The organism is Methylobacterium sp. SyP6R (assembly GCF_019216885.1).
GTDB lineage: Bacteria > Pseudomonadota > Alphaproteobacteria > Rhizobiales > Beijerinckiaceae > Methylobacterium.
This window is the reverse complement of sequence record NZ_JAAQRC020000001.1, coordinates 5,879,643-5,904,355: the sequence shown is the minus strand read 5'-3', so window position 1 is coordinate 5,904,355 and position 24,713 is coordinate 5,879,643. Positions and strand designations below refer to the sequence as shown.

Annotated in this window: 18 protein-coding genes; 11 read left to right on the top strand and 7 right to left on the bottom strand. The window is 71.0% G+C overall.

Features of this window, described 5'->3' with window-relative positions; genetic code table 11:
* Positions 1 to 125 precede the first annotated feature (125 nt).
* Complete coding sequence (locus HBB12_RS27120) at positions 126 to 1,112, top strand: LacI family DNA-binding transcriptional regulator (protein WP_236992203.1); 987 nt, start codon at positions 126 to 128, stop codon at positions 1,110 to 1,112.
* 146 nt (positions 1,113 to 1,258) lie between these two features.
* Here HBB12_RS27120 and HBB12_RS27115 read toward each other — a convergent pair whose 3' ends face one another.
* Both HBB12_RS27115 and HBB12_RS27110 read right to left on the bottom strand, forming a co-directional pair.
* Positions 1,259 to 2,500 carry an IS110 family RNA-guided transposase gene (locus HBB12_RS27115; protein WP_236991350.1) on the bottom strand — a complete coding sequence of 414 codons (1,242 nt, stop codon included), beginning with the start codon at positions 2,498 to 2,500 and terminating at the stop codon, positions 1,259 to 1,261.
* 374 nt (positions 2,501 to 2,874) lie between these two features.
* The gene (locus HBB12_RS27110; RefSeq protein ID WP_236992202.1) at positions 2,875 to 4,254 is read right to left on the bottom strand and encodes a CoA transferase; all 1,380 of its coding nucleotides are present in this window, start codon (positions 4,252 to 4,254) and stop codon (positions 2,875 to 2,877) included.
* A 129-nt stretch (positions 4,255 to 4,383) separates the two neighbouring features.
* Between HBB12_RS27110 and HBB12_RS27105 the strand changes: the two genes are divergently transcribed.
* The 3 genes from HBB12_RS27105 (at position 4,384) to HBB12_RS27095 (ending at position 8,904) form a co-directional block, all read left to right on the top strand.
* Positions 4,384 to 5,523 carry a citrate synthase gene (locus HBB12_RS27105; RefSeq protein ID WP_236992201.1) on the top strand — a complete coding sequence of 380 codons (1,140 nt, stop codon included), beginning with the start codon at positions 4,384 to 4,386 and terminating at the stop codon, positions 5,521 to 5,523.
* A gap of 160 nt (positions 5,524 to 5,683) precedes the next feature.
* A complete protein-coding gene (locus HBB12_RS27100; RefSeq protein ID WP_236992200.1) occupies positions 5,684 to 6,526 on the top strand; it encodes a collagen-like domain-containing protein in 843 nt (280 codons plus the stop codon).
* A gap of 329 nt (positions 6,527 to 6,855) precedes the next feature.
* Positions 6,856 to 8,904 carry a methyl-accepting chemotaxis protein gene (locus tag HBB12_RS27095; protein ID WP_236992199.1) on the top strand — a complete coding sequence of 683 codons (2,049 nt, stop codon included), beginning with the start codon at positions 6,856 to 6,858 and terminating at the stop codon, positions 8,902 to 8,904.
* Positions 8,905 to 8,981: 77 nt separating this feature from the next.
* On the opposite strand, the gene ftsY is transcribed toward HBB12_RS27095, so the two are convergent.
* On the bottom strand, positions 8,982 to 10,376 hold the full coding sequence (ftsY, locus tag HBB12_RS27090; protein ID WP_236992198.1) for a signal recognition particle-docking protein FtsY: 1,395 nt from the start codon (positions 10,374 to 10,376) through the stop codon (positions 8,982 to 8,984).
* Positions 10,377 to 10,459: 83 nt separating this feature from the next.
* Between ftsY and HBB12_RS27085 the strand changes: the two genes are divergently transcribed.
* The gene (locus HBB12_RS27085) at positions 10,460 to 11,143 is read left to right on the top strand and encodes an RluA family pseudouridine synthase (protein ID WP_236992197.1); all 684 of its coding nucleotides are present in this window, start codon (positions 10,460 to 10,462) and stop codon (positions 11,141 to 11,143) included.
* 6 nt (positions 11,144 to 11,149) lie between these two features.
* Here the strand turns inward: HBB12_RS27085 and HBB12_RS27080 are convergent, their stop codons facing one another.
* The 3 genes from HBB12_RS27080 to HBB12_RS27070 all read right to left on the bottom strand — a co-directional run bounded on the left by HBB12_RS27080 (position 11,150) and on the right by HBB12_RS27070 (position 15,652).
* Positions 11,150 to 12,106: a diguanylate cyclase gene (locus HBB12_RS27080; RefSeq protein WP_236992196.1), complete on the bottom strand. Its 957-nt coding sequence runs from the start codon at positions 12,104 to 12,106 to the stop codon at positions 11,150 to 11,152.
* Positions 12,107 to 12,393: 287 nt separating this feature from the next.
* Entirely contained in the window at positions 12,394 to 13,854 is a 1,461-nt protein-coding gene (locus HBB12_RS27075) for a methyl-accepting chemotaxis protein (RefSeq protein WP_236992195.1), read from the bottom strand.
* A 415-nt stretch (positions 13,855 to 14,269) separates the two neighbouring features.
* Positions 14,270 to 15,652: an aminotransferase gene (locus HBB12_RS27070; RefSeq protein ID WP_236992194.1), complete on the bottom strand. Its 1,383-nt coding sequence runs from the start codon at positions 15,650 to 15,652 to the stop codon at positions 14,270 to 14,272.
* A 153-nt stretch (positions 15,653 to 15,805) separates the two neighbouring features.
* Here HBB12_RS27070 and HBB12_RS27065 point away from each other — a divergent pair, with 153 nt between their 5' ends.
* Positions 15,806 to 16,342, top strand: a complete 537-nt coding sequence (locus HBB12_RS27065; protein WP_236992193.1) for a hypothetical protein — start codon at positions 15,806 to 15,808, stop codon at positions 16,340 to 16,342.
* Positions 16,343 to 16,369: 27 nt separating this feature from the next.
* Here the strand turns inward: HBB12_RS27065 and HBB12_RS27060 are convergent, their stop codons facing one another.
* Complete coding sequence (locus HBB12_RS27060) at positions 16,370 to 16,843, bottom strand: MarR family winged helix-turn-helix transcriptional regulator (RefSeq protein WP_236992192.1); 474 nt, start codon at positions 16,841 to 16,843, stop codon at positions 16,370 to 16,372.
* A gap of 218 nt (positions 16,844 to 17,061) precedes the next feature.
* On the opposite strand from HBB12_RS27060, the gene HBB12_RS27055 reads away from it, so the two are divergent.
* The 5 genes from HBB12_RS27055 (at position 17,062) to HBB12_RS27035 (ending at position 24,617) form a co-directional block, all read left to right on the top strand.
* The gene (locus HBB12_RS27055) at positions 17,062 to 18,690 is read left to right on the top strand and encodes a long-chain-fatty-acid--CoA ligase (RefSeq protein ID WP_236992191.1); all 1,629 of its coding nucleotides are present in this window, start codon (positions 17,062 to 17,064) and stop codon (positions 18,688 to 18,690) included.
* A 340-nt stretch (positions 18,691 to 19,030) separates the two neighbouring features.
* Positions 19,031 to 19,315: a hypothetical protein gene (locus tag HBB12_RS27050; RefSeq protein WP_236992190.1), complete on the top strand. Its 285-nt coding sequence runs from the start codon at positions 19,031 to 19,033 to the stop codon at positions 19,313 to 19,315.
* Positions 19,316 to 19,829: 514 nt separating this feature from the next.
* Entirely contained in the window at positions 19,830 to 20,378 is a 549-nt protein-coding gene (locus tag HBB12_RS27045) for a protein phosphatase CheZ (protein ID WP_236992189.1), read from the top strand.
* 97 nt (positions 20,379 to 20,475) lie between these two features.
* Positions 20,476 to 22,401, top strand: a complete 1,926-nt coding sequence (locus tag HBB12_RS27040; RefSeq protein WP_236992188.1) for a sigma-54-dependent Fis family transcriptional regulator — start codon at positions 20,476 to 20,478, stop codon at positions 22,399 to 22,401.
* Positions 22,402 to 22,808: 407 nt separating this feature from the next.
* A complete protein-coding gene (locus HBB12_RS27035; protein WP_236992913.1) occupies positions 22,809 to 24,617 on the top strand; it encodes an NAD(P)/FAD-dependent oxidoreductase in 1,809 nt (602 codons plus the stop codon).
* Positions 24,618 to 24,713 lie beyond the last annotated feature (96 nt).

The window sequence follows — 24,713 nt, the reverse complement described above, 5'->3', positions numbered from 1 at the left end:
TTTTCACGAGCCATGTCAATCGGCTCAGGGGAGGGCATGGCACCCGGCGGTGGTGTCAGGACTTGCACGCAGCGGCCATGCCTGCCACAACAGGAGGCAGCGATCCTGAAAACGTTTACGAGGCGATGACCGTCGGTATCCGTGACGTCGCCCGCGCGGCGGGCGTTTCCACCGCGACCGTGTCGCGGGCCCTGGGCAAGGGCCCGGTCAGCGACGCCCTGCGCGAGCAAGTCGAGGCGGCGGTGCGGGCGACCGGCTACCGGCCGAACCTGTCCGCCCGCCGCCTGCGCTCGCAATCCGCCCAGACGATCGGGCTCATCGTCGCCGATATCCGCAATCCGTTCTTCACCGCGGTGAGCCGGGCGGTGGAGGATGCGGCCTACCAGGCCGGGATGCGGCTGATCCTGTGCAACACCGGCGAGGATGCCGAGCGCGAGGCCCTGTACCTGCGGCTGATGCAGGAGGAGCGGGTCACCGGCGTCGTCTTCGCGCCGACCCGCCGCACCGCCGAGCGGCTACGGCCGGAAGACTTCCCGTTCCCCCTGGTGCTGATCGACCGCACCGGTCCGCCCGGCGGCCATGACGGGGTGGTGCTCGACAACGTGGCGGCCGGCGCCGCCTTGGTCGACCACCTGGTGGAGCAGGGCTATTCCCGCATCGCCGGCCTGTTCGGTTCCACCAGCTCGACCGCCGAGGAGCGCCGCGACGGCTACCTCGCGGCGATGCGCCGGCACGGGCTGGAGCCGCAGATGCGCAACGTGCCGCCCGATGCCGAGCCGGCGCAAGGAGAGGTGACGCGCTGGCTCGCCGAGCCGTCGCGGCCCGAGGCGCTGGTCGTCTCGAACGGGCTGATCCTGATGGGCGCGGTGCGGGCGGCCCGCGCGGCCGGCATCGCCTGGCCCGGCGGGATCGCGCTCGCGGGCTTCGACAACGAGCCCTGGACCGAGCTGGTCGAGCCCGGCCTGACGGTGATCGAGCAGCCGGTCGCCGAGATCGGCGCCCAGGCGATGGGGCTCTTGTTCGACCGGCTGAAGAATCCGGGCCAACCGGTGCGCAAGGTGGTGCTGAGCGGGCGGCTGATCGCCCGGGGGTCGACGGGGCGGCGAGCCTGAGCAGATGCGACGGCCCTGCGCATGAACCTCCCCCGCGGAGCCGTCGCTTCCGCACCGCCAAACCTTCTGCGTCGTGGACCGTGTGGCCTGCCAATGGGAGCCTGCTCAGGCTCTCCCGCGGATGAGCCCGGCCCACTTTCCGCCGACTAAATAGAAACTGGCTCTACGGGTTTGATTTCGCACGCAAATCCAAGGCGCTCGATCTGCCGCACGAGCGCCTTGGCGCGGATGGTCGGGGCCGCCTTGCGGCCGTGATCAGGCCCGGGATCGACGTAAGCCGTGCCGGCCTTGAGCATGTGATAGATCGCGGTCAACATCGAAGCGGCGACCGCGCAGATCGCCTTCTTGGGGCCGCGCCGGCCGCGCAAGCGCTGGAACTGCGCCCTGATGTAGCTCGCCTTCTTGCGCACTCCGGCCCAGGCGGCCTGCACCAAGGCCGTCTTGAGCCAGGGCGCGCCCTTGCGCAGTCGCGTCGAGCGCCGCTTGCCCGCGCTCTCGTCGTTTCTCGGGCACAGCCCGGCCCAGGAGATCAGATGGCCGGCGGTCGGGAAGCGGCTCATGTCGGGGCCGATCTCGGAGAGGATCACCTGCGCGGTGAGGTCACTGATGCCCGGGATCGTCACCAGCAGCTTCACCGCTTCCCGGAAAGGGCCGAGGTCGCGCTCCACCTGCGCGTCGATCTCCGCGATCGCTCGCCCCAACCCGTCGTACTGGCGTAGATGCACACCGAGCAGGAAACGGTGGTGATCCCCGATCCGGCCCGTGAGCGCGGCCCGGATCGCCTCGGGCGCCGCCTTCACCCGCGGGCTGACCAGCGCCTGCAGCCCAGCCGGATCGCGCTCGCCCTTGACCAGCGCGTCGAGCACGGCGCGACCGGACTGGCCCATGATGTCGGTGAGCACCGAGGCGAGCTTGAGGTTGGCCTCCTCGAGGGTCTTCTGGATGCGCTGGACGTGGCTGGCCTGCTCGCGGACCAGTTGCTTGCGGGTGCGCAGCAGGTCGCGCATCGCCTGGGTCTGGGCCTCGGGCACGAAGCTGGCGCGGATCAGGCCGTGGGCGAGCAGGTCGGAGAGCCAGACCGCGTCGGCGACGTCGGTCTTGCGGCCGGGCACGTTCTTGACATGGGCGGCATTGGCCAGGATCAGGGTGCGGCTGTCGGCGTCGAGGACCTGCCAGACCGGGCGCCAGTAGATGCCGGTCGCCTCCATGGCGACATGGGTGCAGGCGTGCTCGTCGAGCCAGGCGGAGAGGTCGAGCAGGGCGGGCGTGGTGGTGGCAAACGTCCGCACCTCACGCTGAACCTCGCTGCTCTCGGCCCGGCGGATGGCTGCGACGACGGTGTCCTTGTGAACATCGAGGGCGGCGCAGCGGGGGTAGAGGACCTTCATCACGATCTCCTTGCCGTCAGGCCGCCGGCGCAGGCTCCCGTGAGATCAAATCTAAATGACGCGCTCCGGGGCTGGCCCGAGGACCGGCCCGTGACGCAAGCGAGGGGACTGAAGAGGAGCCCGGATCCAACTGATACGCGGGGTCTGGCACACCAAAGACGAACCGATCTCTCCGCCGACGGCAAGTCCACTCTGCCATATGTTTCATCCGCAAGGGACCGCGAAGCCGGTGACGAACTGATACGAAATCCGGAAGATCACTTCCGGATTTCGTATCATCAGCCCGCGCGGTGAAGCCGTAGGCTTCACACGCCTGAGCGAAGCCGCTTTCCGCATCGCGAAGCGATCAATCGGAAAGCGTATGACCCCGTTCCTCACCAGGCCGGTGCGGCGGCACCGAGGGGGCCGGCGGGCCGGTCCCACCGCATCGCCACGCCGGTCAGGGCAAGCGGCGGGTGCAGGCGCAGGGCGGGACCCCAGCCGGTCGGTTCCGGCGCCGCGGCGAAATCCGCCTGGTTCGGGGCGGCGGGCGCGTCCTCGGGCAGGGGCGAGGGCGCTGCGGCGAGGAGGGCGGCGGTGCGGGCGAGCGAGAGGCGCGCCGTCGCGCCGCGCCCGGTCGTCAGGCGCCGGGTCAGGCCATGCAGCACGGCGGCGGCCATCAGCATGCCGGTGGCGTGGTCGAGGGCCTGGACCGGCAGCGGCACCGGCCTGTCGGCGCCGGCGCGGACCATCCCGGCCTCGGCGAGGCCGCAGCTCATCTGGACCAGGCTGTCGAAGCCGCGGCGCCCCCGCCATGGGCCGGTCCAGCCATAGGCGTCGAGGCCGACATCGACGAGGCCAGGGCGCAGGCGGGCCCGGGTGGCCGCGTCGAGCCCGAGGCGAACCAGCGCGTCCGGCCGGTAGCCGTGGACCAGGACGTCAGCCGCGGCGAGCAAGTCCTCGAATCGCGCCCGCCCGGCCGGCTCCTTCAGGTCGAGCCGGGCGCAGGCCTTGCCGAGGGTCGTCTCCGGCACCAGGCTGGGCTCCTCCCAGCCCGGCGGGTCGAGGCGCAGGACCGTCGCGCCGAATCCGGCGAGGACGCGGGTGGCGACGGGGCCGGCCAGGATCCGCGTCAGGTCGAGGACCCGCAAGCCCGCCAGCGGCCTGTCCGCCCGCGCCGCCGCAAGGCCGTCCGGCCCGGTCTCGCCGATCTCCCACGCGACCAGCGGCTCCAGCGCCACCGCCGCCCCCTGCGGGTGGAGGCCCCAGGCCTCGGGCGAGCGCATCGCGGCGGCGCAGCCGCCGGCCGCCACCACGGCACCTTCGAGGTCGTCCGCCCGCCAGCGCGCGACCGCCGCCGCCACGGCCTCCCGCTCGATCGGGGCGTCGAGCACCGAGAGGGCCGCGTCGCGGTGGTGCGGCGCGTTGGTGTGGAGCCGGATCCAGCCGTCGACCGTGCGGTAATCGCCGGCCACCGGATCCCAGGGCGGCGGCAGATCCCATCCTCGGGGGTGGAGGGAGCGGGCGAACCAGAACGCCGCGAGGCGTCGGTCGACCGTCACGTCCGGTCGCCGGCCGAAGCGGGCCTCCACGAGGTCGGCCAGCGCCAGCCCCGCCGCCGCGACCGAGGCCGCCGCGAGGTCGCTGACCGGGTAGATCGACGGGAGGGCACCCGCTCCGGTCACCCTCACCGGCGGCGTGGTCGCGGCACTTATGGCGTACCGGATCGTGTCCAGGATCGCCGCGAAGGCCGGGGTGCCCATCTCGTTCGCCATCGTCTGCTTCCTCGGCCTGCTTCCTCGGCCTGCTTCCCGTGTTCACGAAGGCCGTCGGTGACAGGAGCGCGCCGAGCGGGTCAGATCTTCAATCTTGATTACCCGAATCAACCTCGGATCGACGCCGTCGTGACCGCCTACCTCACCGCCGCCGAGGCTGCCGCCCGTCTCGGCGTGAGCCGCCAGACCCTCTACGCCTATGTCAGCCGCGGGCTGATCGAGGCGCATCCGACCGCCGATCCGCGGGTGCGGGCCTACGCGGCGGAGGCGGTCGCCCGGCTCGCCGCGGCACGCCATCGCGGCCGGCGCCCGCGGGAGGTCGCCCGGGCCGCCCTCGACTGGGGCCTGCCGGTCCTGGAGACCGCCGTCACCCTGATCCGCGACGGGCGCCTTTACTACCGCGGCGGCGATGCCGTCGCCCTCGCCGAGACCGCGACCCTGGAGGAGGTGGCGGCGCGGCTCTGGGCCCTGCCGCTCGCCGCCGCCTTCGGGCCGGAGGCACCGGCAGCGGAGCCCCGCGGCGGCGACCTCATCGGGGCCTTCGCGGCGGCGACGGAGGACGAGCCGACGGCGCCCTGGCAGCCGGATCCGGCCCGGACCGCCGCCGGGAGCGGCGCCCTGGTCCGCCTGCTCGGCGCCTGCATCACCGGCCGCGCGGCGAGCGCCGCGCCGCTCCACCGGCACTGCGCCGAGGCCTGGGGGCTCGACCCTGCCGGCGCGGGGGCGATCCGCCGGGCCCTGGTCCTCTGCGCCGATCACGAGCTGAACGCCTCGGCCTTCACCGCCCGCTGCATCGCCTCGGCGGGGGCGAGCCTGCGGGCGGTGGTGGTCGGCGGCCTCGCGGCGCTCAGCGGCAGCCGCCACGGAGGCATGACCGCCCGGGTCGAGGCGGTATGGGACGGCCTCGACGGGGCCGATCCGGCCTCGTCCCTGCGCCGCCAGCTCGCTGGCCGCGAGCGCCTGCCGGGCTTCGGCCACCCGCTCTACCCGGCCGGGGACCCACGGGCCGCCGCCCTGCTGGCGCCGCTGCTCGCGGAGGATCCGCGCCTCCGGGCCATCGTGGCGGCGGCCGAGGAACTGACGGGGGCGAGGCCCGCCCTCGACCTTGCCCTGGTGGCCCTGCGCCGGCACCACGGCCTGCCGCGGGGCGGTGCCTTCGGGTTGTTCGCCCTCGGCCGCTCGGTCGGCTGGATCGCGCAAGGGCTGGAGCAGCGCCAGGCCGGGGGTCTGATCCGGCCGCGGGCGGTCTATGTCGGGTCCGAGCCATGAGGGGGTCAGGTCAAGCTCCACCATCGGCCGATCCGTCGGCCAAGCCCGTCGGCTAAGCCCATCGACCATCGCGCCTGTGCTCGGAATCGGGCCGTGCTTGACTTTCCGCCCCTCGAAAAAACACTTGTGCGAGGGGATCCTGGTGCGGTGGGGGCGGGCGATGGGACGCGGGGTAACCGGACGCTCCGTCTGGCGATCGGGCACGGCCTTCGGGGGCTCTCTGGCGGCATGCCTGGTGGCGGTGCCGGCCCGGGCCGAAATCCAGGTCCTGGCGGCGCGGATCACCGCCGGCGAACTCTGGGTGCTCGGCACCGTCGACGCGCCGGAGGCCGAGGTCAGTCTCGACGGCCGCTTCACCGCCCGGGCCGATTCGCGCGGCAAGTTCGAGTTCCGCCTCGTCTACCACCCGACGACCTGCATCGTGACCTTGCGCGCCGGCCGCCAGGAGCGCGGCGCGGTGGTGGGGGAATGCGGCCAGCAGGGCCCCGCCGGCCCGGAGGGCCCGGAGGGCCGGGCGGAGATCAGGACCGTGGCGGGTCCACCCGGTCCCCCGGGGCCCCGCGGCGAGGCCGGCGCGCCGGGCGAGACCGGACCTGTCGGGCCTCGCGGCGACGCAGGGCCTCGCGGCGAGGCGGGACCGCGCGGCGAGGCGGGTCTCGCGGGGGCTCCCGGGCCGCGCGGCGAGCCCGGAGCGAGAGGGGAGGCGGGTCCTCCGGGCGAACGCGGGCAGCACGGCGAGACCGGTGCCATGGGCGAGGCGGGACCTCGCGGCGAGGCCGGCTTGCCCGGACCACCCGGCATGCGGGGCGAGACCGGCCCCTCGGGCCCGGCCGGCGCCGCGGGCAAGCCCGGTCCGCGCGGACCCGCGGGTCCGGCGGGGCCCCCCGGTCCACGGGGCCCTGCCGGTCCGGTCACCCGTGTGCCGGCCGCGATGCCAAGGCCCCCGGCGCCCGCGGCCGGTCGGCCGGCGCCCGCCGCTCCCGCGGAGGGGGATGTCTACTGACGCCGACGGGCCCGAGCGAGCGCTTCCCCACGGCCCATCGATGCCGGTCCCGGGAGGCGCCGGCGACGATCCGGCCATCCTGGCGGCCCGACAACACTGCCGCTCGGCATCGTCCGTTCCCTCTCGCCAAACGGGCAGCCCGCTTCGAGACCCGATCGGTCGATGTCAAGACAATCTTCGCCGCGGCTTCACCTTACGGCTAAGCCCGGTGCGACGTGAGATTCTTAATCAAGTCTCGGTAAGACGATCGGCCTGGAGTTTCCGATCCGGCATGTCCAGGGTGAGTCGGTGCAATGTCGATAAAAACGCGTCTGATCATCATATTGTCGATGATCACCTTGACGTTCGCGCTGACGACGGGTCGCGATCTGCGTGATGCGTACCAGCAATGGACGCGATCGACCCAGGCCTTCCATCTTGCGCAGGCGGATCGTCTTCTGACCCATGCCCTGTCGCAGCTGCGCTTCGAGCGCGGCAGTGCGGTCTCGGGGCTGGCGCTCGAACCGGCCAAGCTCGGCGCCAACCTGGCGGATCTGGCCCAGCGGCGCAAATCGGCGGACGAGACGCTGTCCGGCGCCCTCGGGATCCTGGCCTCCGCCGCGAGCCTGGAGGGGCTCGATTCCCGTTCGGTCGCGGAGAGCTACGCCGCCTGGAAGCAGGTCCGGTCCGAGCTCGATGCCGGGCTGGGCAAGCCGGTGGCGGCGCGCGATCCGGGCATCACGAAGCGGATCAACGAGACCTACGCGACGCTCAACACAACCGCCGAGGATCTGATCCGCGCGATGGAAACCCGGCTGCGGCTGAAGGATTCCCGCCTCTCCGACCTGCTGCGGATGCGGGAGATGAGCTGGTCCGCCCGCTCGTTGGCGGGCAACGCCCATCTGATGGTCAACGACGTCCTGGCGAAGAACCGGGCGATGACGCCCCGGGAGCAGTTCGACTTCGCGGTCTCCAGCCGCGAGTCCCTGTTCGCCTTCGCCATCGTCCGCAGCATCGCCGCCACCCTGACCGATGCCGCCGAGCTGCGGACCGCCGTGGACCGGTCCTGGACCGGGTTCTTCGACGGACCCTTCGAGGCGCGAACCCGCGCCTTGCTGCCCGCCCTGGCCGATCCCGCGCTGCCGCGCCCGACCCTGGCCGAATCGCGCGCCGTGTCGACGCCCGCCCTCGACACGATCGCCGCCGTCGCCCTCGCGTCGGTCGCCCGGCTCGAGGTCGTCGCCGCCGCAAATGCCGACGAGGCCCGGACCGCGCTTCTCGTCCGGTCGGGCCTCCTCCTGCTCGTCCTTTGCCTCGGCCTCGGCGGGATGGTGTGGGTGGCCTCCGGGGTGACCGGCCCGCTCACGGCCATGACCGCCGCCATGCGCCGGCTGGCGGGCGGCGACACGGTCGCGCCGATCCCCTACGGCACGCGGCGCGACGAGATCGGCGCCATGGCGGGCGCCCTGGAGGTTTTTCGCGATACGATGATCCGCACCCGCCGGCTGGAGGAGGAGACGGCGCTCGCGCGCGCCTCCGCCGAGGAGCAGCGCCGGGTCGGCATGCGCCAGATGGCGGACGGCTTCGAGCAGGCGGTCGGCGGCGTCATCGGCATGGTCTCCGCCGCGGCGAGCGAGCTGCAGGCCACCGCCGAGAGCATGAGCGCGACCGCCGGGGAGACCGCGTCGCGATCGACGGGTGCCGCGGCGGCCGCCTCCCAGGCCGCCGCCAATGTCGGCGCGGTCGCCGCCGCCGCCGAGGAGCTCGGCGCCTCGGTCTCCGAGATCGCCCGCCAGGTCACCGATTCGTCGAGCCTCGCGCAAGCCGCGGTGAGCGAGGCGAGTGCCACCGCGGGGCTGGTGCAGGACCTGGCCCAGGCCGCGAGCCGCATCGGCGACGTGGTGGCGCTGATCTCCCAGATCGCCAGTCAGACCAACCTGCTGGCGCTGAACGCCACGATCGAGGCGGCCCGCGCCGGGGCGGCGGGGCGAGGCTTCGCGGTGGTCGCCGCCGAGGTCAAGGAACTGGCCGGCCAGACGGCACGGGCCACCGAGGAGATCGGCCGGCAGATCGGCCAGATCCAGGGCTCGACCGATCAGGCGGTCCAGGCGATCGGGGGGATCGGCAGCCGCATCCGCGAGATCGCCGGCGTGGCGGCCACGGTCGCCGCGACGGTGGCGCAGCAAGGCGCGGCGACGCAGGAGATCGTCCGCAACGTCTCCCATGCCGCCTCCGGCACGGGCGAGGTGACGACGAGCATCGCCGGCGTCGCCGGCGCGGCCGAGGAGACGGGGACCGCCGCGAGCCAGGTGCTCACCTCGGCCTCCGAATTGTCGCGCCAGTCCGAGCACCTCAATGCCGAGGTGACGCGGTTCCTCGCCGGAATCCGCGCCGCCTGATCGGCGATCCGCACCGAGGGCGGTCGGGGGCCGGTCGAAGGTTCTCCCACCGTCCGGCGTCCGACCCTATCCTTGCCTCAGCCCTTGTCGAGCCCGGCGATCGCCCGGGCGAAGTCGCGGGCGGCGAAGGGTTCGAGGTCGTCCACGCCCTCGCCGACGCCGATGAAGTGGACCGGCAGGCCGAACTTGGCGGCGAGCGCCACCAGGATGCCGCCCCGCGCCGTGCCGTCGAGCTTGGTCATCACCAGGCCGGTGACCCCGGCCGCCTTCTGGAAGATCTCGACCTGGCTCAACGCATTCTGGCCAACCGTCGCGTCGAGGACGAGGAGCGTGGCGTGGGGCGCCTCCGCGTCGAGCTTGCGGATCACCCGGATCACCTTCTCCAGCTCGGCCATCAGCCCGGCCTTGTTCTGCAGCCGGCCGGCGGTGTCGATCATCAGGATGTCGGTGCCGGCGTCGCGGGCGGCCTGGAGCGCGTCGAAGGCGAGGCCGGCGGCGTCCGACCCTTGCGGGCGGGCGACCACCGGCGCGCCGGTGCGCTCGCCCCAGACCCGCAGCTGCTCGATCGCCGCGGCCCGGAAGGTGTCGCCGGCGGCCAGCATCACGCTGTGGCCCTGCGCCCGGAACTTTTGCGTCAGCTTGCCGATCGTCGTGGTCTTGCCGGCGCCGTTGACGCCGATCATCAGGATCACGAACGGCTTCCTGGTCGTGTCGACGACCAGCGGCTGGGCCACCGGATCGAGGGCGTGCTCGACCTCCGCGGCCAGGATCGCCCGGACCTCGTCGGGGGCGATGCCCTTCTCGTAGCGGCCCTTGCCGACGGCCTCGGCGATCCGGGCCGCGGTGTCGAGGCCGAAATCGGCCTGGATCAGCGCGTCCTCGAGCTCCTCCAGGGTGTCGGCGTCGAGCTTGCGCTTGGTGAACAGACCGGTCACCCGGTCGGACAGGGCCGAGGAGGTGCGCTTGAGGCCGCCGGTCAGCCGGCTCCACCAGCCGCGCTTCTCCTCGCCCGCCGGGGCCTGGGCCGGGGGCTGGTAGATGACGAGCGGGGCTGCTTCCTCCGCCGGGGCCTCCGCGACGGGCTCCTCCGGTTCCGAGGCTGCGGCGGCCGGCTCGGAGGCGACAGGCTCCGGTTCGGGCGCCGCCGGCACCTCGCCCTCGGGATCGACGCCCTCCACCGGCTCCAGGTCGGCGCCGGCGAGTTCCTCGGGCAGGTCGCGCTCCGGCTCGGTCTCGGGCGAGGCCTCCGTCACCGTGGGCGGGGCCGGCAGGACGTCGTCGGCGGCGGTGGCGAAGTCGGGTACGCCCTCCGACAGGGTGCCGGTCGGCTCCGTCGGCATCGCCCCGGCGGGATCGGGCTCGACGGCGGCGGCAGCCGCCTCGGCGGGGGCCTCGCTCGGCGTCTCCGTCGGCGTCTCGGCTTTCCGGCCGAACAGTCGGCCGAGCCAGCCCGGCTGTTTCGTCTCACTCATCCGCACTTGCTCCAGACCCTGCGGACGATCTAGGGCGGCCTGCCCCGGACTTCGCCCGCATCCGCCGCCACCGCGACAGGCTCATGATCGTTGACGACATACTCTCGCGGCTCCTCTACCGCGATGCCCTCGTGCTCGTCATCGACAAGCCGGCGGGATTGCCGGTGCATCCGGGGCCGAAGGGCGGCGAGACGCTGACCCAGCACCTCGACGCCCTGCGCTTCGGCCTGCCGCGCCGGCCGGAGGCCGCCCACCGCCTCGACCGCGACACCTCCGGCTGCCTGGCGCTCGGCCGCCACGCCAAGGCGCTCGCCCGATTGAACGCCCTGTTCGCGCAAGGACGCGCCGAGAAGACCTACTGGGCGCTCGTCGAGGGCGGGCCCGCGGAGGAGACCGGCGAGATCGACTTGGCCCTGGCGCGCCGCTCCGACGATCCCCGCAGCTGGTGGATGAAGGCCGATCCTTCGGGCGATCCCTCGCTCACCCGCTGGCGGGTGATGGGGCGCGACCCCGTCTCCGGGCGGACCTGGCTGGCGCTGAACCCGGTCACCGGGCGTACCCACCAGCTCCGGGTGCATTGCGCCGCCATGGGCTGGCCGATCCTGGGCGATCCCATCTACGGTAGCGCCCCGCGCCAGGGCGGGCCGGGCCTGCATCTCCACGCCCGGACGCTCGGCCTGCCGCTCTACCCGAAGAAGCCGGCGATCACCGTCGAGGCGCCGGCGCCGGGGCACATGCAGGCGGGGCTCGCGGCCTGCGGCCTCTGATCCTCGTCAGCGGCCGGCCCCGACGACGCGGTCGCGCCCCTCGCGCTTCGCCCGGTAGAGGAAGCGATCCACCGCCCGGATCAACTCCAGAGGGGTGGCGTTCGCCGTGCTGGCGGTGGTGAGGACGCCGAAACTTGCCGTCACCGTCCCGGCGATCGGCGAGGCGGCATGGGGGATCGCCAGGGCCGCGATGGCGGCGTGGAGCCTGTCGGCCAGCGCCAGGGCGTCCGCTTCCGTCGTGTTCGGGAGCACGCAGGCGAATTCCTCGCCGCCATAGCGCGCCACGAGGTCGCCGCTCCGGCGCAAAGCCCCGCTCAGCGCGCCTGCGACCCGGGCCAGGCAGGCATCGCCCTCGATATGGCCGTAGCGGTCGTTGAAGGCCTTGAAGGCGTCGATGTCGAGCAGGATCAGCGAGAGCGGCTCCCCCGTGCCGGCATGATGCCGGATCGCCTCCGCCAGGGCGGCATCGAGGTGACGCCGGTTGGCCAGCCCGGTCAGCGCATCGGTGATGCTGAGCGCGTAGACCCGCTCGTTCAGGGCCCGGAGATCGGCCTCCGCCCGCTTCTGCGCGGAGATGTCGCGCACGATCGAGCAGTTGAAGGTCTTTCCCTTGAAGCTGACCAGGTTCGCCGTCACCTCGATCGAAATCGGCTCCCCCGATCGCGACGTGTTCACGGTCTCCAGCTTGACCGACCCCGCATTCTCCAGGTCGCGCCAATGCGCGCGCCAGCGCGCCTCGTCGAAATGCGGATCGACGTCCCAGACCCGCTTGCGCCGGAACTCCTGCGCCGAATAGCCGAGCAGGTCGGTCGCGGCCCGGTTGACGTAGACGTACCGGGCGTCGCGATCGAGCCAGATGATCATGTCGGCGACGGTGTCCAGGGAATACCGCATCAGCATCGACCAATCCTCGTCGTCGAGATCGAGGATGCGGTCGTCGTGCGTGGTCCGGAGCGGAGTCATGCCAGGCGGATCGTCGATGGGCCGGTGTCGCGGGGCTGGAATTCCGTCGAAGCCCTTTCGTAAGACCACGGTGTGCGGGCGCCAAGGGACGCGCGGGCTGCGGCCGAGGGCGTCGCCGATTTTCCTCGGGACAATCCGGCAGGGAAGGGGGCGGCATGACCGCGCCCGCGGCAGCGTCCAAAGAAAGGAAAAGTACGGGTTTCCCCTCTCCCCGCGGGTGGGGAGAGGCCTGAGATCCGAAGGGGCTCAGGGCGCCCGCAGGCTTCTGTTTTCCGGAGAGGCGACCCTCACCCCGCCTTCAGGAACTTCTCCACGCTCCCGGTCAGCCCGCTCGAATGTCCGGCGAGGCTCTCCGACACCGCCCGGACGCTCTCGGCGATCCGGCCGGTGGCGCTCGCGGCGTCCGACACCGCCAGGATGTTCGACGACACTTCCTGGGTCGAGGCGGCCTGCTGCTCGACCGCGCTGGCGATGGCCAGCGTCAGCCGCGACAATTCAGCCACCGCGTTGCTGATCGTGGCGATCGCCGCCACCGCCTCGCCGGTCGCGCCCTGGATGTCGCCGATGCGCTGGGTGATCTCGCCCGTGGCCTTGGCGGTCTGGCCGGCCAGTTCCTTGACCTCGGCGGCGACGACCGCGAAGCCGCGCCCCGCCGCCCCGGCCCGGGCCGCCTCGATCGTGGCGTTGAGCGCCAGGAGGTTGGTCTGGTCGGCGATGGTCGAGATCATGCCGACGACCGAATCCACCTCGCGGGCCTTGGCCGAGAGGCTGCGCACGGTGGCATCGGTCGCCTCGGCCTGCGCGGCGATCTGCTGGGCGCGCTCCGAGACCCGCCCGACCTGGCCCGAGATCTCCTGGATCGACGCCGTCATCTCCTCCGAGCCGGCCGCCACCGTCGCGGCGCGGTCGCGGGCCTCGTCGGCGGATTGGCCGAGACCGTTGGCGGAGCGCTGCATCTCCTCCACGGCGCTGCTCATGGCGCCGACCACCTGCGACACGTCGGAGGCCATGTTCACCTGCGCGGTCACCACCGACCAGGTCAGCATCGGCCCGATATAGGTGCCGTCCGGCCCCATGATCGCCGAGACCTGGAGGTCGAGCACTTCCGGGCCGAGCTTGATCTTGGTCCGGTGCGGCAGGCGGCTCGCATCGGACAGCATCCGGCGCTGGTGCGACGGGTTCTTGTGGAACACGTCGATCGACGTCCCGATCATCAGGTCGGTCGCGACCGGCAGGTACTGCGCCAGGGGCCCGAGGGTCCGGCGCGAGGCGCCGTTCATGTAGTCGATGCGGAACTCGTTATGCGGGTCGGCGGTCATCACCGCGACCGGCATCCCCTCGATCATCGTCAGGAGACGGCTGATCTCGTTCTTCTTCTTGGTGATGTCGGCGGCGAGCTTGACCACCTTGACCGGCTTGCCCGTGGCGTCGAGGACCGGGTTGTAGGTCGCCTCGAGCCAGACGCGCTTGTGGTTCTTGCCGAAGCGCAGGAACTCGTCGGCGAAGAACTCGCCCGCGCGCAGCTTGTCCCAGAACACCGCGTAATCGGGCGCGGCGGCCGCCTCCTTGTCGAGGAACATGCGGTGATGCTGACCGACGATCTCGTCGAGCCGGTAATCCAGCAGGTTGAGGAAGTTGGCGTTGGCCTGGATCACCGTGCCGTCGAGGTTGAACTCGATGATGGCAAGAGACTTGTTGAGGGCCCGCAATGTCGCTTCCGACAAGCTCTCACGGTGCTTCCGAAACATGTCGCCGTTTCCTTGGTGGGCGAATTTCGCTCAAATTTGGGCGACCAGTATTAAAAAAAACTGAAGGTCCGACCCAATCTCAGTTAGCGCAGGAGGGAAAAGGTTCTGACAGCGCTATTTGCGCTGTGAGCGGCACGGCCGTGTGACGCAAAAATTCGCAAATTGAACTGGTTGGACAAGCGGTTAGTGCGAGTGCCCCAGATCTCGGCGCGTTCGGAACCCTCGTGGCGTGTAACGGTGAGATTCCAAAGCTGGACGACGCCTGATCCTCGTCGGCGATCGTCATCGCTGTATTCTGACCCGGCGTCATCAATTGAGGCGGTGCTTTGATCGTCGGATCGTCGACCGGATTTGGTCTAGTCCAGCTGGCCGAGGCCGCCGGAACGGCGGCCTCTTCATCGTCGGTGAACGGCTTTTACGCGGCCGTCAGGCCCTGCTCGCGGATCCAGGCCTGGGTGCGGTCGAGCGCGGTGCCGAGCCGGTCGAACAGGGTGTCGATCTCGTCCGGGCGGATCACCAGGGGCGGGCAGACCGCGACCCGGTCGCCGGTGAGGAAGCGGACGATCAGCCCCTCCTCCTGCGCGAAGGCGACGCAGCGGGCGGCCACCCCCGCCTTCGGGTCGTATTGCCGCTTCGTCGCCTTGTCGGCGACGATCTCGAGGCCGCCGATCAGGCCCATTCCCTTGGCCTCGCCGACGAGCGGGTGCTCCTCCAGGGCCGACAGGCGGCGCTGGAAGTGCGGTGCCTTCTCGGCCGCGCCCTCGATGATCTTGTCGCGCTTGTAGATCTCGATGGTCTTGAGCGCCACCGCGCTCGCCACCGGATGGCCCGAATAGGTGGTCCCGTGACCGAACGTGCCGATCTTGCGGCTCTGGTCCTGCATCGCCTGGTACAGCGTCTCGTCGACCGTGACGCCGCCGAGCGGCATGTAGGCCGAGGTCAGCGCCTTGGCGAAGGACAGGCTGTGGGGCTTCATGCCCAGGGCCTCGGAGCCGAACCAGGTGCCGAGCCGCCCGAAGCCGCAGATCACCTCGTCGGCGATGAACCGCACGTCGTAGCGGGCGAGCACCGGCTCGATGGCGGCAAAATAGCCCTTCGGCGGCACGATGGCGCCGCCGGCGCCCATCACCGGCTCGGCGATGAAGGCCGCGACGGTCTCCGGGCCCTCGCGCAGGATCATTTCCTCCAGCTCACTTGCGAGCCGTGCCGAGTAGGCCTCCTCGGTCTCGCCGGCCTCGGCGCCGCGGTAATGGTGCGGGCAGGCGGCGTGCAGGAAGCCCGGCAGCGGCAGGTCCCAGTCGGCGTGGTTGGCGGTGAGCCCCGTCAGCGAGGCCGACGCCACGGTGACGCCGTGATAGCCCTTGTGCCGGCCGATGATCTTCTTCTTCTGCGGCCGGCCGAGCGCGTTGTTGAGGTACCAGGTCAGCTTGACCTGGGTGTCGTTGGCCTCCGAGCCGGACGAGGTGAAGAACACCTTCGAGACCGGGATCGGCGCCAGTTCCTTCAGGGTCTCGGCGAGCTCGATCGCCGGGTCGTGGCTGCGGCCGGAGAACAGGTGGGTGAAGGGCAGGCGCGCCATCTGCTCGCGGGCGGCCTCGACCAGCTCCTCGTTGGAATAGCCGAGCGAGGTGCACCACAGGCCGGCCATGCCCTCGAGATAGGGCCGGCCGTCGGTGTCGTAGACCCAGACGCCGTGGCCGCGCTCCAGCACCAGCGGACCGGTCTGCCGGAAGGCCGCGAGGTTGGTATAGGGGTGGATCAGGGTTTCGACGTCGCGGGTGGCGAGGTTCGAGAGCATCGTCTCTGTCGCTTTCTTTCTCGGGGGAACCCTTCGGGCTCCCGACTCGCGGAGCAGAATTCGCTTGCGCCGTCACACTAGCGGCGCGATGCCGACGCACAACCCGGGCCGCCCTCGCGGAACTCCCGCACAATCCTGGTCAGACCGACGCGCATGCTCGACCCCGCCCAATTCGTTGCGACGCCCGCGCCAGGCCGGGCCTGCGGCGCCTGCACCCTGTGCTGCAAGGTCTACGACGTGCCGGCGGTCGAGAGCGTGGCCGGGGAATGGTGCCGCCACGCGAAGCCCGGCCGCGGCTGCGGCATCCACGAGACCCGGCCCGGCCATTGCCGCGCCTTCTTCTGCCTGTGGATGACGGAAGGCTGGCTCGGCCCGGAATGGAAGCCCGACAAGGCCAAGATGGTGCTGAGCCTCGACCCGACGACGCGCTTCCTGCACGTCCAGGTCGATCCGAGCCAGCCCACGGTCTGGAAGCGCGAGCCGTATTACGGCCAGCTGAAGCGCTGGGCGGTGTCGTCGATCCCGCAGCGCCGGCACGTGCTGGTCTTCGTCAATTACAGCGCCACCGTCGTGCTGCCGGACCGGGACGTGCCGCTCGGCGTCTTCCTGCCCGGCGACCGGCTCGTCGCCCGCGAGCGGATGACGCCGAACGGCGTCGTCCTCGACGTGGAGAAGCGGACGGTGACGTGAGCGCCGCGGTGCCGTCGTGACGACGGCTCAGCCGCCATCGGTCCGGGCGGCGTCGCGCCAGGCCAGCACGACCCGTTCGAGTTCGGCCACGTCGCCCGGAGGCAGCCGGCCGAGGGTGCGGGCGACGTAGGCGGTCTGCGCGCGGATGCCGGAGCGGGCGAGCGTCAGCCCCGCCTCGGTCAGGTGCAGGGCGTGGGAGCGCCGGTCGCCCGGGATCGGTCGGCGCTCGACGAGGCCGGCCTCGACCAGCCGGTCGATCAAACCCGAGACGTTGCCCTTCGTCACGTAGAGCCGCTCGGCGAGGTCCTGCTGGGTCAGGCCCTCGCGCTCCGACAGGGTCGAGAGCACGTCGAATTGCGGGATCGAGAGCCCGACGGCCTTCAGCTCCGCCGCCACCGCGGCCACGACGCGTCGGTGCAGGCGGATGAAGCGGAACCAGACCCGCAGCGGGTCGGCCTCGGCCGGGGCGTCTGTGGGGTGGGGGCGCGAGGATGCCGTCATCGCGATAGTTTACATCAGAACCATCTCGGCGCCACGCCCGGCCGGGCCCGATCCCCGTTCTTCATCCCGGCCGCCCTGGAGGCCCGGCTGCGTGATGGCGCCGCTCTAGCCGCCCCGGGACCGCTGCCGTAAGTTGGTCCCTAGCGACCGCGGGCCCACGAGGCTCCGGCGACCGAGGGCGCGGATCACGCGCTCCATCGAGGGAAGGACGACACGCCATGCTCGGCCTGATGCAGGACTGGCCCCTGCTGATCCACCGCGTCATCGACTACGCCGCCGTGCAGCACGGCGCCCGCCCGGTGATCTCGCGCTCGGTCGAGGGGCCGATGCACCGGACCACCTATGCGGAGGTCCGCCAGCGCTCCTTGCGCCTGTCGAAGCGCCTGGCCGCCGACGGCATCCGCCTCGGCGACCGGGTCGCGACGCTCGCCTGGAACACCTGGCGCCATCTCGAGGCCTGGTACGGCATCACCGGTATCGGGGCGATCTACCACACGGTCAATCCGCGGCTGTTCGAGGATCAGATCGCCTACATCATCAACCACGCCGAGGACCGGATCCTCTTTCTCGACCTGACCTTCCTGGCCCTGGTCGAGCGCCTCGCCGACAGGCTGCCGACGATCGAACGCTACGTCGTCCTCACCGACGGCGCCCACATGCCTCAGACGTCCTTGCGCAACGCCGTCGCCTACGAGGACTGGCTGGCGGAAGCCGACGACGACTTCGCCTGGGCGTCCTTCGAGGAGAACACCGCGGCGGGCCTCTGCTACACCTCGGGCACCACGGGCCTCCCGAAGGGCGTGCTCTACTCGCACCGCTCGAACGTGCTCTTGGCCTTGATGGTCAACAACCCGGCCTTCATCGCGCTCTCGCCCACCGACATGGCGATGCCGGTGGTGCCGCTGTTCCACGCCAATGCCTGGGGCTTCTGCTTCGCGGCGCCGATGTCCGGGGCTGGCCTCGTGATGCCGGGACCGAAGCTCGACGGCGCCTCGGTACACGAAATTCTGGAGACCACCGGCGTCACCGTGACGGCGGCGGTGCCGACCGTCTGGCTCGGCCTGCTCCAGTACCTCGACACGACGGGGAAGCACCTGAGCCACCTCAAGCGCGTGGTGATCGGCGGCTCGGCCTGCCCGCGGGCGATGACCGAGCGCTTCGAGCGCGAATACGGCGTCACCGTCGACCATGCCTGGGGCATGACCGAGATGAGCCCGATCGGCTCCTATTGCTCGCTCAAGCCCGAGGTGGCCCATCTCGAAGGCGAGGCGCGCCTCGACCTCAAGATGAAGCAGGGCTACGCCCCGTTCGGGGTCGAGTTCCGGCTGACCGACGACGACGGCCGCGACCTGCCCTGGGACGGCACCACCTTCGGGCGGCTCAAGGTGGCGGGCTTCGCGGTGGCCAAGGCCTATTTCCGCTCGGACGAGCCGATCCTCGACGATCGCGGCTTCTTCGACACCGGCGACGTCGCCACCATCGATCCCAACGGCTACATGGCGATCACCGACCGCTCGAAGGACGTGATCAAGTCCGGTGGCGAGTGGATCTCCTCGATCGATCTGGAGAACCTGGCGGTCGGCCATCCGGACGTGGCCGAGGCCGCGGTGATCGGCGTGCAGCACCCGAAATGGGACGAGCGCCCGCTCCTGATCGTGGTGCCGAAGGAGGGCCGCACCCCCGACAAGGCCGACATCCTGGCCTACATGGCGCCGCGCATCGCCAAGTGGTGGATGCCCGACGACGTGGTGGTGGTGCAGGCCATCCCCCATACCGCTACCGGCAAGATCCAGAAGACGGCGCTCCGCGACCAGTTCCGGGACTACCGGCTGCCCGGGGCGGCCTGACGGGTGGTCGTCCCAGGTACGGAGGGCTGTCCGCGAAAAGATCGAAGCGCGGGTTCCTCCTCTCCCCGACAGATCCCGGGCAGGCCCGGGATCTGTCGGGGAGGGGGAAACCCGCGCCTTTTCCTTTCCCCGGACAGCCTTGCGCGGGCGGGGAGAGGAGATTGCCTGCATCACATTCCGTCTCGGAAATTTCCCTCCGACAGTTCTGCCGATCGATCCAGGACGTCCTTCACTCTGACGATGCGGTCGAGAGCGAAGTCGACGATAGAGGAGTGCCGGCGCGTCAAGCGCGCCGCATCGTCTTCATCGACAAGAACTCGATTTTTTTCGGGAGGAAGGAATGCGCCTGCTTATTGCGCCGCTGGCGGCTTTGTCGCTGCTCGCAGGACTTGGCCCGGCGCTCGCGCGCTGTCCGCTCTACCTGCCGATGCGCGTCGGCCCGACGACGGGAAACCCCGAGAAGGACACGGTCGGGCTGTTCTGCGCGCAGCCCGACACCGCCCTGCCGCCGGCCGGCCAGGCGAGCCGGTATTCCGTGGTGCCGGTGGGCGCGACCATCGGCGACGTGGAGAAGGACAGCGTGGGCTTCGCCTTGTCGCCCGTCGCGGCGCAGGCCGCGCGGTGACCTGAATCTCCGGTTCCCGCCGGCCCGGTCGGTTCCCGAAGGAGACCGGGTACTCCGGCCCCTTGAACGCGCGCACGGAGGCGATCCGGGCATCGGGCGTGAACGCGATCAGGTCGAGCACCTCGAGATCGACCGCGTCGTTGATCCTGATCGACAGGTCGGCCACGGCGCGGGGCAGATCCATCGGCACGCCCCGCACCGTGATGTGCAGCGTGGTGCCGCGGACGATCGATTCGGTCGTCGCCCGCATCGCGTCGCGCCCGCTCGCGCTCACGTCCCCGTCCACCAGGGAGGCGCGGTCGTCCAGCTCCTCCTTGCACAGCCGCTCCTCGGCCGATCGCCGGGAGACGGTCATGATCGTGCCGCGCCGCCGTTAACTGGTAAGTGATGACGTCGGGCATTAGACCACACGGAATAACCGTTGTGTCGGAGCGGTTTCGGCGATCTTCGGAAACGCTTAATCCCGGCCGGCTATCGTCCGGGGACTGGTCATATCGTATAGCGTTCCGGGATCATGAACAGCGGCACGGCGAAACTCGGATCTCTCGAAGACAGCACCAATCTCCTGCAGAATCATCTGCTGGCGATCTCCGAGGCGATCGCGCGGACGCGGCGGGAAATCGCCGATCTGCGCGACGAACAGGAGGCGGGCCGCACCCGCGACGAACTCCAGGCCGTCGTCCGGGGCACCGAGCAGGCCACCAACACGATCCTGACCGCGTCCGAGACGGTCGACGCGCTTGCCGGGGGAATCGCCAAGCGGGCCGGGGACGGCGCGACCCGGGACGACGCCATCGCCATCCAGGCCCAGATGCAGACCATCTTCGAGGCCTGCAACTTCCAGGACCTGACCGGCCAGCGCATCTCGAAGGTCGTGCGGACCATCGTGATGGTCGAGGAGCGGGTCGACGAGATGCTGCGCGTTTGGTCCGGCCCGGCCGGAGCCGCCGTGACGAAGCCGGTTCCCGATCGGCGCAGCGAGGAGGATTCCCTGCTCAACGGCCCGGCTCTGCCCGGCGAGGCCGCCGTCTCGCAGGACGCCGTCGACGCGATGTTCCCGTAAGGCGCCACCCCGGAGAGCCGCCCGCCGTCGCGCCGCTCCCGCCCTTTCCCTGCCCGCCATTCGCGCGCAGTATGGGGAAAAGATCGGGGAGGACGCGATGCGGTCCGCCGTGATGGCCCATATCGACGAGCTTGTCCGGGCCGCGCGCGACGATGGGAGCGTGCGCGATCCGCTCATCAGCCAGTCCTGGCGGCGATGCCTCGCCGAGTACCGCCTCGATCCGGCAGCACCCCGGCGCGCCTACATCCATACCCATGAGCGCCTGCGCGAGCACCGCGACGCCCTCGACGACCTGATCCGGGTGGCGCGCTTCGGGGTGGAGGCCCTGTACCGGCAGGTTTCGGGCCTCGGCTACGTGCTGATCCTGGCCGATGCCCGCGGCGTCGCCGTCGACTTCATCGGCGATTCCCGCCGCGACGGGGACTTGCGCCGGGCCGGTCTGTATCGCGGCTCGGACTGGAACGAGCATCTGGCCGGCACCTGCGCCGTCGGCACCTGCATCGCCACGGGCGAGGCGCTCTCGGTGCATCTCGACGACCACTTCGCCGGCGACCATATCGGCCTCACCTGCACGGCGGCGCCGGTCTACGCCGCCGACGGCACCTTGGCGGCGGTGCTCGACATCTCGGCCCTCCAGGCGCCGGGCCCGAAGGCGAGCCAGCACCTCGCCCTCCAGCTCGTCACCTCGTTCGCCCACCGCATCGAGACCGCGAGCCTGCATAACGGCTTCCGCCGCGAGTGGATGCTCCACCTGTCGCGCTCGCCGGAATTCGCCGATATCGAGCCCGAACTGGCGCTCGCGGTGGATGCGGGCGGGCACATCCTCGGCTTCAACAGCCGGGCGCGGGCGCTGATCGACCGTGCCCTGCACCGCCCGCGGGGAGCGCCGGACCTGCGTCACGCAGGTCTCGGCCTGCGCCTCGACGCGCTGTTCGAGGCCACGATCGACGATCTGCCGCGTTTCACCCGGGCGGTGCCGGTCGAGCGGCGGATCTTGCGCCTGCGCGGGGGCGAGCGCTTCTACGCCCTGGCGCTGGAGCCGGCCGAGGTTCCGCTCCGGGCCTCCCCTCGCACCCCGCGGCAGGCCCCGGCGGCCTCGCCGCCCGACCTCGCCGGCGGCGACCCGGCCCTCGCCCGCATGGCGGCCCAAGCCTCGCGCCTGTTCGCCGCGGGGGTGAGCCTCCTCGTCGGCGGTGAGACCGGCACCGGCAAGGAATTCTTCGCGAAGTCGTTGCACCGCGCCTCGGCGCGGGCGCAAAAACCGTTCGTGGCGGTCAATTGCGCGGCCCTGCCCGAGACCCTGATCGAATCCGAGCTGTTCGGCCACGAGGCGGGGGCCTTCACGGGCGCAGCGGCCAGGGGCAGGACCGGCCTGGTGCAGCAGGCCGAGGGCGGCACGCTGTTCCTCGACGAGATCGGCGACATGCCGCTCACGGCGCAGACGCGGCTCCTGCGGGTGCTCGCCGAGCGCGAGGTGACGGCGCTCGGCAGCACGACACCGCAGGCCGTCGACATCCGGGTGATCGCCGCGACGCATCGCGACCTCGCCGTTCTGGTACGTGAGGGCCGCTTTCGCGAGGACCTGCTGTACCGTCTGGCCGGTGCCCGCTTCGTCCTGCCGCCCCTGCGCGAGCGCGCCGACCTCCCGGCCCTGATCGGGCGGCTGGTGGCGGCAAGGCCCGGGGCGCCGCGCCTCTCTCCCGAGGCTGCCGCGGCGCTCATGCGCCACACATGGCCCGGCAATGTCCGCGAACTGGTGAGCGCCCTCGACTATGCCTGTGCGCTGGTCGAGGGGTTGGAGATCGGCCTGTCCGACCTGCCGCCGACGGTGACGGTGACGGTGGCGCACGCGGACACGCCTGCGCCCGAGGTCGTCGGGGCGGGCGACGACGCGCTAGGGGCCGCCCTGCGCCGCCGCGCCTGGAACGTCTCGGCGGTGGCGCGCGACCTCGGACTCGACCGCTCCACCATCCATCGCCGCATGCGCCGCCTCGGGCTCGTCTCGCCCAACCATGCGGGGTGAGCGCGACACCTGTGGCGGGGCTGTCGTGGTGCCACAGGTGGGGCGCGTCGGGTGTGGCGGCGGGGCTCGGCTCGGCTATCCGTTATCCGATGAATTATCGATGATCAGAACGATATTGTTCAGATGAAGCCGAGATCGACCATTCCGACCTGCAACCTCATCCCGAGGTGCGAGCGTATGCGAGCCTCGAAGGAGGGCTCCAGAAGGAGCAGAGATCACTGGAGCCCTCCTTCGAGGTCAGTCCATCTCCGATGGACTGACACCTCAGGATGAGGTCGAGAGCGGGATGAACATTCGGTTGACTCCAGCCGCATCTCCCAGTGCCCTGCATGTCGGGTCCGCTTCGCCCTGGCACACCCCTTGCGCAACCCACCCCGCACAACAAGGGGAGGAACCCAATGGACGCCATGGCTCGTAAACTGGAGCGCCTGTCGCCCGCCGATGCCCGGGTCATCGCCTGGCTCGACCGCTTCGAGGCGGCCTTGCGCGCTGGCGACGCCGCCGGTGCGGCTGAGCTTTTCGCCGAGACCTGTTTCTGGCGCGACCTCGTCGCCTTCACCTGGAACATCACCACGCTGGAGGGGCGCGGGGCGATCCGCACCATGCTCCAGGCGCAGCTCGGCGCAGTCGCACCCGGAAGCTTCACCCTGGAGGAGCCGGCGACCGAGGCCGACGGCGTCACCGAGGCCTGGATCGCCTTCGACACCGCAACCTTGCGCGGGCGCGGCTACCTGCGCCTGAAAGGTGAGGAGGCCTGGACCCTCCTCACCGCAGCACGCGAGCTGAAGGACTTCGAGGAGCCGGGCGGGCCGCGCCGCGAGCGCGGCGTGCATCACGGTGTCGAGCCCGGCCGGCGCTCGTGGTCGGAACGGCGGCGCGACGAGGAGGCGGAGCTCGGCCGTACCCGCCAGCCCTATGTCCTCGTGGTCGGCGGCGGCCAGGGCGGCATCGCGCTCGGCGCCCGGCTCAAGCGCCTCGGCGTGCCGGCCCTGGTCGTCGACAAGCACGACCGGCCCGGCGACCAGTGGCGCAGCCGCTACAAGTCGCTGCACCTGCACGACCCGGTCTGGTACGACCACCTGCCGTACCTGCCCTTCCCCGATCACTGGCCGGTCTTCGCCGCCAAGGACAAGATCGGCGACTGGCTGGAGATGTACACCAAGGTCATGGAGCTGAACTACTGGTCGAAGACCGAGGTGAGTTCGGCCCGCTACGACGAGGCCGCCGGCGAGTGGGTGGTCGAGCTGATACGCGACGGCGAGCGGCTGACCTTGCGCCCCAAGCAACTGGTGCTCGCCACCGGCATGTCGGGGGTGCCCAACCTGCCGACTTATCCGGGCATGGCGCGCTTCCGGGGCGAGAGCCATCATTCCAGCCGGCATCCCGGCGGCGAGGCCTATCGCGGCAAGCGCGCGGTGGTGATCGGCTCCAACAACTCGGCCCACGACATCTGCGCCGATTTCTACGAGAACGGCGCCGACGTCACCATGGTGCAGCGCTCCTCGACCCACATCGTCAAGTCCGACACGCTGATGGAGCTGGCGCTGGGCGGCCTCTACTCGGAGGAGGCCTTGGCGAAGGGCATCACCACCGACAAGGCGGACATGCTGTTCGCCTCGGTGCCCTACCGGATCATGCACGAGTTCCACATCCCCGTGTACGAGCAGGCGAAGATCCGCGACGCCGAGTTCTACGGGAGGCTCGAGAAGGCCGGCTTCCAGCTCGATTTCGGCGATGACGGCTCGGGCCTGTTCATGAAGTATCTGCGGCGCGGCTCGGGCTACTACATCGATGTCGGCGCCTCCGACCTGATCGCCGACGGCAAGATCAAGCTGGCGCATGGCCGGGTCAAGGAGATCACCGAGGACGCGGTTCTGCTGGAGGACGGCACGCGGTTGCCCGCCGACGTGATCGTCTACGCCACCGGCTACGGCTCGATGAACGGCTGGGCGGCCAAGCTCATCAGCCAGGAGGTCGCCGATCGGGTCGGCAAGTGCTGGGGCCTCGGCTCGGACACCACCAAGGATCCGGGGCCGTGGGAGGGAGAGTTGCGCAACATGTGGAAGCCGACCCGGCAGGAGGCGCTGTGGTTCCACGGCGGCAACCTGCACCAGTCGCGCCACTACTCGCTCTACCTCGCGCTCCAGCTCAAGGCGCGAATGGAAGGGCTGGACACGCCGGTCTACGCGCTGGCCGAGACGCATCACGCGGCTTGAGGCGCTTCCGGGAGGCGGGCGCGGGATACTCGCCGGCCTTCGCTCCAAAGCCTGTTGGCTGCGTAAAGACGGTCGCGCGGGGAATCAGCGCGTGCC